This is a genomic window from Nocardia sp. NPDC049526, from assembly GCF_044465765.1.
GTDB lineage: Bacteria > Actinomycetota > Actinomycetes > Mycobacteriales > Mycobacteriaceae > Nocardia.
Genome location: NZ_JBITMA010000008.1, coordinates 464,049 through 474,071, shown reverse-complemented (window position 1 = coordinate 474,071; position 10,023 = coordinate 464,049). Strand labels below are relative to the sequence as shown.

Genomic DNA, 10,023 nt, shown 5'->3' with positions numbered 1-10,023 from the left:
CCGTAACCTCGCTTCCGGAACACCACACGAGCGCTCCCCGATGAACACCGGGACGCCGACGCGCACCTATACCAGCGTGGCGCCTGTGTTCCCGCGTTCAGTTCTCATCAATCAAGCAAAAATGTTCATTGGCACTATCTGCCCGTCAGGCCGAGCTTGTTACATAGGCGCGACCATGCCCGCCACCCACCGACCGGCTCCGCCGGGAAGTTCAATGCAGATCACCGAAACAATCTACCGTCGCCCTCGCCAGCCGACCAATCAGCTCTCATAGCCGGGAAACATCAGCCCAGGCAGGGGGATCATCGCAAGTTTGCTGGGTGGCTGTCACCGATCTCACACTGCTTGCGAAGGTCGGTTTCGGTCGCGGGCCGGGTCGTAGAGATGGGACTGGGTACAGGACAGATTCGGCGTGAGGGCGCGGCCGACGAGAATCACGGCGGCTTGGCGCAGACCCGCGGATTCGACCTGGTCGGCGATATCGGTGAGGGTGCCGCGCAGCACCAGTTGGCCGGGTTGGCTGGCTCGGTAGACCACGGCGGTCGGGCAGTCGGCGCCATAGGCCGCGATCAGCTCGGATGCCAGTGGGCGGATTCGGGTGATGGCCAGGTGCAGCACCAGCGTGGCCTGCGTCCGGGCAAAGTTCGCGAGGGCCTCGGATTCGGGCATGGCGGTGGAGCGGGCCTGGGTGCGGGTGAGGACCACGGACTGGACCACTTCGGGCACGGTCAGCTCGGTGCCGAGCAGGGCGGCCGCGGCGGCGTAGGCGGGGACGCCGGGGGTGATGTCCCACGGTACGTCCGCGGCGTCGAGGCGGCGGGTTTGTTCGGTGAGGGCCGAATATATGGAGGGGTCGCCCGAGCAGAGGCGCGCGACATCCTTACCGGAGCGGTGCGCGCGCACCAGGTGCTCGGTGATCTGGTCGATGTCCAGGTGCTGGGTGTCGATCAGTTCGGTATCGGGAGCGCAGTGCGCGAGCACCTCGGGGTCGAGGTAGGTGCCCGCGTAGAGGCAGACCGGGGCGGCGCGCAGCAGCTCGACCGCGCGGACGGTCAGCAGGTCCGCGGCGCCCGGCCCGGCCCCGATGAAGTGCACGGTCATGCGGGTGAGTCTAGGGCTAGGCCGTCGCGTCGAAGTGGGCGATCACTTTGGACGGGTGCACCCGGACCACCAGTTCGCCCGGGACGCCGTTGCGCTTGCCGAATTCCTCGGCCCGGTCCGCGCCCATATAGCGGCCGGCGATCTCGGTGGCGGTGCGCAGGAGTTCGTCGGGATCCTCGGACAGGGTCACGGTGCCCTGGATCTGAATGGACGAATACGGCGCTTCCTCGAGGTCGACCACCACCGCGATGCGCGGATCGCGGGCGAAGGCCTTCCCCTTTGCCGTGGCCTTGCCGGTATTGAAGACCAGTTCGTCCCCCTCGAGGACAAACCACACCGGACTGACCACCGGTCGACCGTCGGCAGCCACGAACGCCACCTTCCCGGTCCGCTTGCCATAGGTCAGAAACTCGCGCACCTTGGGATCCGAAAGTGAGTCCATCCCCCAACCCTAAAACCCCCACACCCGGCTGGACAGATGATCACGTGGAAACCATGGCGGCAAAACGCGAGAAGCCCCCGCCACCAGGTCCACTTGATCTTGATCGCTCAGAGGGTGCCTTGTTCGCGGGCGCGGGCGACGGCGGAGGTGCGGGAGCGGACGCCGAGCTTGGCGTAGATGTGCACGAGGTGGGATTTGACGGTGGTTTCGCTGAGGAAGAGTTCCTTGGCGATCTCCCGGTTCGAACTGCCGTCGGCCACCAGGCGCAGCACCTCGATTTCGCGCGGGCTCAGCGTGGTGTCGGCGCGGCGCACGCGGATCATCAGTTTGGAGGCCACCGCGGGCGACAGCACGCTCTCCCCCGCGGACGCCGAGCGCACCGCCGCGAGCAGTTCCATCGGTGGGGTGTCCTTGAGGATGTAGCCGCAGGCTCCGGCCTCGATGGCGCTGAGAATGTCAGCGTCGGTGTCATAGTTGGTGACCACCAGGACATTGGGCGGCTGAGCGAGCGCACGCAATTCGGCCGTCGCGTCGACACCGGATCGGCCCGGGCCGAAGCTGAGATCCATCAGCACCAGGTCGACCGGGGTGGTGGTACAGAAGGCGACGGCGGCCTCGGCGGTCGGTGCGTCGCCGACGACGGTGATGTCGTCATTGCTTTCCAGTAGTGCGCGCAGGCCCGCGCGCACGATGGCGTGATCGTCGACCAGGAGTAGGCGAATCATTGACCGCCCTCCTGGTTCGTTGCCTTCGGTATGCCCTGGGCGGATTCGGCTGGCCGCGAACTGGCATGTGCTGCGGCCGTCCCGGGATCGTTCGGCTTCGTCGAGCTCGGCGCCACCGCAGGCAGGTCGGGGTCGTCCGGCACAGGCTCGGAATCCGCCGCACGCTGCGCCAACGAGGGCAGGTCGGGAGCATTCGGCATGGGCTCGGAATCCGCCGCGTTCGTTTCCGTCGCGGACAGGACCGAATCGGCCGCGGGCGGGTTCGAATCAGCCGCAGACAAGCCGGATTCCGCTGCGCGCAGGCCGGAATCGACTGCGCCGGAACCGGGCTCCAGCGGAAACGCGACGGTGACCGCGGTGTGGCCCGGCTCGGACTCGACCGCCATTGTGCCGCCCTGCTGTTCGACGCGACTGCGCATGGCGGCCAGACCGAAGGTGCCCGTCGGCGCGCGGTCGAGCACCGACGGATCGATGCCCATGCCGTCGTCGACCACGTCGAGGTACACATCGGTATCGGCATAGGTCAGGGTCAACCGCATCCGGCTCGCGCCCGCGTGGCGCACCACGTTCGAGACCGCCCCCTGCGCGATCCGAACCAGTGCCGCCTCGACGGGCATCGGCAGGCGCTCCGGGGTGCCCTCGACGACCATCTGGGTGCGCAGTCCCGGAGCCTCGGCACGTTGACAGATGCGCTCGAGCGCCTGCGCGAGGCTCTGCCCCTCCAGGGCGGCTGGTGTCAATTCCGCTATCAGCCTGCGGGTTTCGGCCAGATTCTCCGCCGCCGTCTCGCGGGCCAGCCGAATCTGTTGCAGTGCGGGATGATCCGGCGCCGACTGTTCGGCGGCGTGCAACAGCAACTGGATGCTGCTCGAGCCTTGCGCGACGGTGTCGTGGATCTCCTGAGCCAGCCGTTCGCGCTCGGCCAATTTGCCCGCGGTGCGCTCCTGTTCCGCGAGAGTTGCTCGGGTACTGAGCAACTCGTTGATCAGGCGCTGGCGTTCGGCGGATTCGCGGAACAGCGCCTGGTAGCCGAGTCCGATCCCCACCGCGACGGCCGCGCCGATAATCGGGCCGATCGCACCCGCCACCGACCAACCACGATGCACCCCGAAACCGATCACCGCAACCACCGTGGCCGCACCGACCGCGAGCAGACTCCACGGTCGTGGCAGCAGGTGCAGGTAGAGGAAGAACACGCCGAATGCGAGATATCCGGCATCCGGTGCGAGCACCACCAGGCCGAGCCACAGCACCGTGAGCGCCGCCAACCAGATGCGGATGCCCGCCGGGCGGCGACCGACCAGCGCACCGGCGAAGTACACCACCAGGAATGCCACGGTCAGCGTGACGACGCCGAGCGGATGTCCGGCGCCCGGCAGCAGTGCACGCACCGCGACCACCACCGCCAGCGTCGTCACCAGCACATGCAGCCCCAACCGCAGCGCGGTGAAGACAGGTGTGAGCGGCGACGAATGCACGTTGCCAGCTTATGTGCGGCTATCCGGGCGGCATCCATCGAAAGGCGTAAAACACCGACCAACCTTCGATCGGGGCGCATTCCTCCGCGTGCGCGATGGCATGGGAGCCGGCGCGCGGCAGGGTGATGGCATGTTCGTCGCACTCCGGGATCTGCGGGCCGCACGCGGCCGTTTTCTGCTCATCACGCTGGTCGTCACCCTGGTGGCGCTGCTGGTGAGTTTCCTCAGCGGTCTCACCGCCGGACTCGCGCACCAGAACATCTCGGCCATCGAGGCGATCCACGCCGATGCCATCGTCTTCGCCGATAGCGGCGCGGATCCCTCCTTCGACGCCTCCGCGCTGACCGAGCAGCAGGTCGAGGCCTGGCAGGCGGCCGCGGGCTCCGTCGACCCGATCGGCATCAGCCGGGCGGAGGGTGCGGTATCGGGTCAGGGTGCGACCAAACCCGCCCAGGTCGCGCTGTTCGGTACTACCGGAACCACATTCGGCAACCGCGTCGCAACCGATTCCGGCACCGTCGTGCTGAGCACCGGTGCGGCCGCGGCTCTCGATGCCATCGCCGGTGACACCGTCACGCTCGGTGCGGGCACCTTCCGGGTGGCCGCGGTCCAGGGCGACGACTGGTACAGCCACACTCCCGTCGTCTGGATGACGCCCGCCGACTGGCAATCGGTGAGTCCGCGCGGCGGCGCCGCCACGGTGCTCGCAGTATCGGGCATACCGAATATGGCCTCCGTCAACGCATCTGCGCGTACGACCTCGACCAGCGTCTCCGGATCGCTGTCGGCATTGAGTTCCTACAAAGCCGAAAATGGTTCGCTGACACTGATGACCGTACTGCTGTTCGTCATCTCCGCCTTGGTGATCGGCGCGTTCTTCACCGTGTGGACGGTGCAGCGCACGCCCGATATCGCGACCTTGAAGGCGCTCGGCGCGACGTCCGGCGCACTGGTCCGCGACGCCCTCGCCCAAGCGGCAATCGTGCTGACCGCGGGTGTCGCGATAGGACTCGGAAGCACGGTCACCGCAGCAACATTCATGGGCGACGCGCTGCCATTCGTACTCAGCCTTTCGACAACCCTGTTCCCCGCGGCGGCCCTGATTTTCCTCGGCCTGCTCGGCGCGGCCTTCGCCCTGCGCTTCCTGTTCACCACCGACCCACTGACCGCACTCGGTGCGGCCCGCTGACCCTCGGAGACCCGCATGACCGCCGCAACCATGACGAAAACCGCTCTCATCGTGAGCGAAACAACCCTCACCTACCCCGACGGTGCGGGCCGCCTCACCGCACTGAACCGGGTGAACCTGCACGTCACCGGCGGCACCATCGCCGCGATCACCGGCCCGTCCGGCTCTGGAAAATCCAGCCTGCTCGCCGTTGTCTCCACCCTGATCCGCCCCGACTCCGGCCGCATAATGCTCGAAACCACCAACGGCACAGTCGATCTCGCCACCCTGAACCGCCGCGAAGCCACCGCCCTGCGCCGCTCGTCCATCGGCATCGTCTTCCAGCAGCCGAACCTGATCCCGGCCTTGACCGCCGTCGAACAACTAGAGGCCATGTCCCACCTCGGCCGGAACCTGTTCGCCTCCCCCACCCGGCGCCGCGAAACCCGCACCAAGGCAATGGAATTACTCGACGCCGTCGGCCTCGCCGACCAGCACGCCAAACGCCCGGCCCAACTCTCCGGCGGCCAGCGCCAACGCGTCAACATAGCCCGCGCCCTGATGAACGACCCGTCCCTCCTCGTCATCGACGAACCAACCAGCGCCCTCGACACCGAACGCGGCACCGCCATAATCGAACTGATCCTCACCGTGGCCCGCACCCACGACGCCGCCACCCTCCTGGTAACCCACGACCGCACCCACCTCCACCAAATGAACGCCGTCTACCGCATGACCGACGGCACTCTCACCCCCGCGACCTGAAACCTGCTACTCGCATGGACAGGTGCACAGATCTGAGCCGACTCGACATCTGGCTCGATGGCGCCCCGACCGCAGCCACCATCGACGACGTATTCACCGGCCGGCGGTACCTCACACATGTCAGCGGCCCAGCGCGAGATTGCGCTGGGCCGCTGATGTATTCGTGCTGATCGGTCCGATCAGGGCTGGCCGCTGAAGTAGGCGATGCCCCGCGTCGATCAGGGGCTGCCCGCCTACGGCGAGGAAGCCGATGCCCGCGCCGATGGCGGTGGTGGCCATGGGGATCGGGAAGAGGATGATGCCGCCGAGGGGGAGGCCGATGATCAGGCCGATGCCCGCGCCGATCAGGGCGCCGAACGAGGCTCGCTGCACTTCCTGGTTCCAGCGCTCCGCCGATGTGGTCGGCTGGGGATCCACCGCCGGGTCATCGATCGGGCGCAGGGTCAGTGCCTTGCCGTCGTGATCGATGGTGGGCTGCAAGGCGATATCGCGGTTCCGCGCCGGAAAAACCAAGGGACCTTTCTTTGTTGCCGCGCCGATCGCAGCCGACGCGGGCCCGCCCCGGCCGGACCGCACGGATGCCCGACCCTTCACGACAGCGCGAATCCCATTGACAGACACGGGTTATACACGAAGTCGCACCGAGTACATCGAGCCTTTCCGCGACGTGTCAAACTTTCCGGAAGACCTGCGATGCGCATCACATTTCGATTACATCGGCTATCAAACGACTACGCCGATAAACCGAGCAGAACATTCCGCTGCTCCCGCACCCGAACCTGAATCGCGTCGACCACCGCCGCTACCTCTGGCCTGCGTAATGTCTCGGTCCGCGTGACGAGCCAATAGGGGAGCCGAACGGAGACTTCCTTCCGAAGCACTCGGATCAGGTCGTCGTGACGATCCGCCATAAAGCATGGCAGCAAGCCGAGGCCCGCCGCCGCCCGGGTCGCTTCGACGTGCACGAAAACATTTGTGGAAGTGACGGATTCGCGCATCGCCGGCGTGAAGCTGGAGGACAGGTCCAAGTCATCCACTTGCAGCATCGAATCGATGAAGTACACCAGCGAGTGGCGCGCGAGATCCGCAATGGCCGTGGGTGTTCCATGTTCGCGGAGATAGTCACGCGAACCATAGAGCCCGAGACAGTAATCGGCCAGCCGAATTGCCCTGGCGCGGTGCACTTGTGGCTCACCCACCACCACTTCGATATCCAGACCCGAACGCTGCTGGGACGCGCGCCGGGTCGCCGCGACGATCTCGACGGCGATCTTCGGATGCCGCCGCTGCACCTCGGCGGCGGCCGGTGCGGCCATATAGGCACTGAATCCGTCGGTCGCCGAAATCCGAACCACACCCTCCAATACGCGCATGCCATCGGCATCGGTAGCCAGCGACTTGACCGCGGACTCCACCGCCTCGGCCGCCGCCAACGCCTCCCGCCCGAGATCGGTCAGCTCCCATCCACCGGTGACCCGGGTGAGCACCCGCCCGCCCAGCGTCTGCTCCAGTGCGGCAATACGGCGCGAGATGGTGGTGTGGTTGATCCCGAGCTCCTCGGCGGCCGACACGAAGCGCCCGGAGCGCCCGACGGCGAGCAGAACCAGCAGATCATCCGCGCTGGGACGGCTGGGACCCGAGGCAGGGGGACTCATTTCTGCATTCTTGCAGATACGCACTGCACAACTGGTCATTGCGGCCGAAGATATGTGCACGAATACTCGTTCTGACCACGAAATGTGGGGGCCGTCACATCTTATTGCCAGATGTGGCCCCGGTCATGAAGGAGATTGTTCGATGAGCGTGCGCGATGCAATGCGGCCGACGGGAAACGATCCCGGCGGGATACCGGCCGGGCTGAGGCGGGTGGTGGCCGCGTCCATGGCCGGCACCGTCGTCGAGTGGTACGAGTTCTTCCTCTACGGCACGGCCGCGACGCTCGTTTTCAGCAAAGTGTTCTTCGCCAAAGGCACCAGCGATCTCGACGCGATCCTCGCCGCCTTCATCACCTACGCCGTCGGCTTCGCCGCACGTCCGTTGGGCGGCGTCGTCTTCGGACATTTCGGTGACAAATACGGCCGCAAGAAGCTGCTGCAGTTCAGTCTGGTGCTGGTCGGTGCCGCGACCTTCCTCATGGGCTGTCTGCCGACCTTCGCCCAAATCGGTTATTGGGCACCGACATTGCTGGTCGTCCTGCGATTCATCCAAGGCTTCGCGGTCGGCGGCGAATGGGGTGGCGCGGTTCTGCTCGTGGCCGAACACAGTCCGAACAAGAGCCGCGGATTCTGGGCGAGCTGGCCACAGGCCGGGGTGCCGGTGGGCAATATGTTGGCGACGGTCGCTTTGCTGGCATTGACCTCGACACTGTCCGACGCCGCCTTCCTGAGCTGGGGTTGGCGCGTGGCATTCTGGTTGTCCGCGGTGGTCGTGCTGGTCGGGTACTACATCCGCACCAAGGTCACCGACGCGCCCATTTTCGTTGCGGCACAGCAGGAAATCGAACAGATCAAAGCCGATTCGCTCAGTGTCGTCGAGGTGCTGCGGCGCTACCCGCGCGGCGTGTTCACCGCCATGGGGCTGCGATTCGGCGAGAATATCCTCTACTACCTGGTGGTCACCTTCACCATCACCTATCTCAAGGTGCATGTGCACGTCGACACCAAGGTCATCCTCTGGTGGCTGCTGGCCGCACATGCCGTGCACTTCTTCATGATTCCGTTGGCGGGCAATCTCTCCGATCGCTTCGGCAGGCGGCCGGTGTATCTGGTCGGCGCGCTCACCGCGGGCACCTGGGGCTTCTTCGCCTTCCCGATGATGGACAGCGGCCACAACGCGATCATCATGTCCGCGATCATTATCGGCCTGGTATTCCACGCCTTCATGTATGCCGGACAGCCGGCGATCATGGCCGAGATGTTCCCGACCCGGATGCGGTATTCCGGTGTTTCCCTCGGTTATCAGGTCACCTCGATCGTGGCCGGATCGCTCGCCCCGATCATCGCCGTGCGCTTGCTCAATACCTACGGGTCCGCGGTGCCGATCGCCCTGTATTTGGCTGCGGCCGCGGCGATTACCGCGATCGCCGTCCTGTTCGCCCGCGAAACGAAGGGCATAACCCTGGAAAGCATCGACAGTGCCGACGCAGAAACCCTTGCCGCACAGACCCCGGCGGCGCGGGTCGAACCCCTACGAGCGGAGCTCGGATGAGTGAGCGCAGCGAGCGAACGACCAACACGGCGACAAGGTCGGTCATGCCGGAGCCGAGCACCGGCGAGGCACAGGCATGACCGACCTGAACGGACGTTCCGCCCTGATCACCGGCGGCGCCAGCGGCATCGGCGCCGCCTGCGCCAGAGAACTCGCGGCACGCGGCGCAACCGTCACCATCGCCGATATCGATGACGTGAGCGCGAAGGCACTCGCCGCTGAGGTCGACGGAAAAGCCTGGGCCATCGACCTTCTCGACGTCACAGCACTGGAAGAACTGACCCTGGACGTGGACATCCTGGTGAACAACGCCGGTGTCCAGAGCATCAACCCGATCGAAGATTTCGCACCGGAGCGATTCCGGAACCTGATGACCCTCATGGTCGAAGCGCCGTTCCTGCTCATCCGCGCGGCACTGCCGCAGATGTATCGGCGGGGCTTCGGCCGGATCATCAATCTGTCCTCGGTGCACGGGCTGCGCGCGTCCGAATACAAGGTTGCGTATGTGACGGCCAAACACGCACTCGAGGGCCTGTCCAAGGTAACCGCGCTCGAGGGCGGTCGCCACGGTGTCACCAGCAATTGCGTCAATCCCGGCTATGTTCGAACGCCGTTGGTGGACAAGCAGATTGCCGATCAGGCCAAGGCGCACGGCATCGACGAGCAGGAGGTCCTGGAGCGGGTGCTGCTCACCGAGAGCGCGATCAAGCGCCTCGTGGAGCCGGAAGAGGTTGCGTCACTGGTGGGTTGGCTCGCCTCATCGAATGCGGGCATGGTCACCGGCGCGTCCTACACCATGGACGGCGGGTGGACCGCAAGGTGATGCTGTATCTTTGGCCGCGCCTTCGGCGCGGCGGGTTCGCGGCCCCCTGGTGTCTCGCGTCCGAGTCGTCGAGACTCGCGACTTCGGCGCATGCGCTTCGACGACTCGGACGCGAGACGGGCCGCGAACTCCTCGCTCGTAAGACTCGCTCCGTTGGGGTCACCGATGGCGGATCGTTCGGCCACCGATGCACACACGACGGATGGTCGAGACTCGCGACTTCGGCGCATGCGCTTCGACGACTCGGACGCGAGACGGGCCGCGAACGGGTTGCTCGTAAGACTCGCTCCGTTGGGGTCACCGATGGCGGATGT

Annotated in this window: 10 protein-coding genes; 4 read left to right on the top strand and 6 right to left on the bottom strand. The window is 66.0% G+C overall.

The features are described 5' to 3' along the window. Positions 1-336: 336 nt before the first annotated feature. From cobM to ACIBW7_RS26620, 4 genes are all read right to left on the bottom strand, one after another. Positions 337-1,101 carry a precorrin-4 C(11)-methyltransferase gene (gene cobM, locus ACIBW7_RS26635; RefSeq protein WP_397050749.1) on the bottom strand — a complete coding sequence of 255 codons (765 nt, stop codon included), beginning with the start codon at positions 1,099-1,101 and terminating at the stop codon, positions 337-339. 16 nt (positions 1,102-1,117) lie between these two features. Continuing rightward, a complete protein-coding gene (locus ACIBW7_RS26630; RefSeq protein ID WP_397050747.1) occupies positions 1,118-1,543 on the bottom strand; it encodes a PPOX class F420-dependent oxidoreductase in 426 nt (141 codons plus the stop codon). Positions 1,544-1,650: 107 nt separating this feature from the next. Next, positions 1,651-2,268: a response regulator gene (locus tag ACIBW7_RS26625; protein ID WP_397050745.1), complete on the bottom strand. Its 618-nt coding sequence runs from the start codon at positions 2,266-2,268 to the stop codon at positions 1,651-1,653. Continuing rightward, positions 2,265-3,746, bottom strand: a complete 1,482-nt coding sequence (locus ACIBW7_RS26620; RefSeq protein ID WP_397050743.1) for a sensor histidine kinase — start codon at positions 3,744-3,746, stop codon at positions 2,265-2,267. The genes ACIBW7_RS26625 and ACIBW7_RS26620 overlap by 4 nt, the downstream gene beginning before the upstream one ends. Positions 3,747-3,876: 130 nt before the next feature. Here ACIBW7_RS26620 and ACIBW7_RS26615 point away from each other — a divergent pair, with 130 nt between their 5' ends. Next, on the top strand, positions 3,877-4,935 hold the full coding sequence (locus ACIBW7_RS26615; protein WP_397050741.1) for an ABC transporter permease: 1,059 nt from the start codon (positions 3,877-3,879) through the stop codon (positions 4,933-4,935). Between the two features lie 30 nt (positions 4,936-4,965). Then, positions 4,966-5,679, top strand: coding sequence for an ABC transporter ATP-binding protein (locus tag ACIBW7_RS26610; RefSeq protein WP_397050837.1), 714 nt, complete (start codon positions 4,966-4,968; stop codon positions 5,677-5,679). Between the two features lie 120 nt (positions 5,680-5,799). On the opposite strand, the gene ACIBW7_RS26605 is transcribed toward ACIBW7_RS26610, so the two are convergent. Then, positions 5,800-6,192: a hypothetical protein gene (locus ACIBW7_RS26605; RefSeq protein ID WP_397050739.1), complete on the bottom strand. Its 393-nt coding sequence runs from the start codon at positions 6,190-6,192 to the stop codon at positions 5,800-5,802. A gap of 218 nt (positions 6,193-6,410) precedes the next feature. Further along, entirely contained in the window at positions 6,411-7,334 is a 924-nt protein-coding gene (locus ACIBW7_RS26600) for a LysR family transcriptional regulator (RefSeq protein WP_397050737.1), read from the bottom strand. A 142-nt stretch (positions 7,335-7,476) separates the two neighbouring features. On the opposite strand from ACIBW7_RS26600, the gene ACIBW7_RS26595 reads away from it, so the two are divergent. Then, the gene (locus tag ACIBW7_RS26595; protein WP_397050735.1) at positions 7,477-8,886 is read left to right on the top strand and encodes an MFS transporter; all 1,410 of its coding nucleotides are present in this window, start codon (positions 7,477-7,479) and stop codon (positions 8,884-8,886) included. 76 nt (positions 8,887-8,962) lie between these two features. Beyond that, a complete protein-coding gene (locus tag ACIBW7_RS26590; protein WP_397050733.1) occupies positions 8,963-9,709 on the top strand; it encodes a 3-hydroxybutyrate dehydrogenase in 747 nt (248 codons plus the stop codon). The last annotated feature ends 314 nt before the right edge of the window (positions 9,710-10,023 follow it).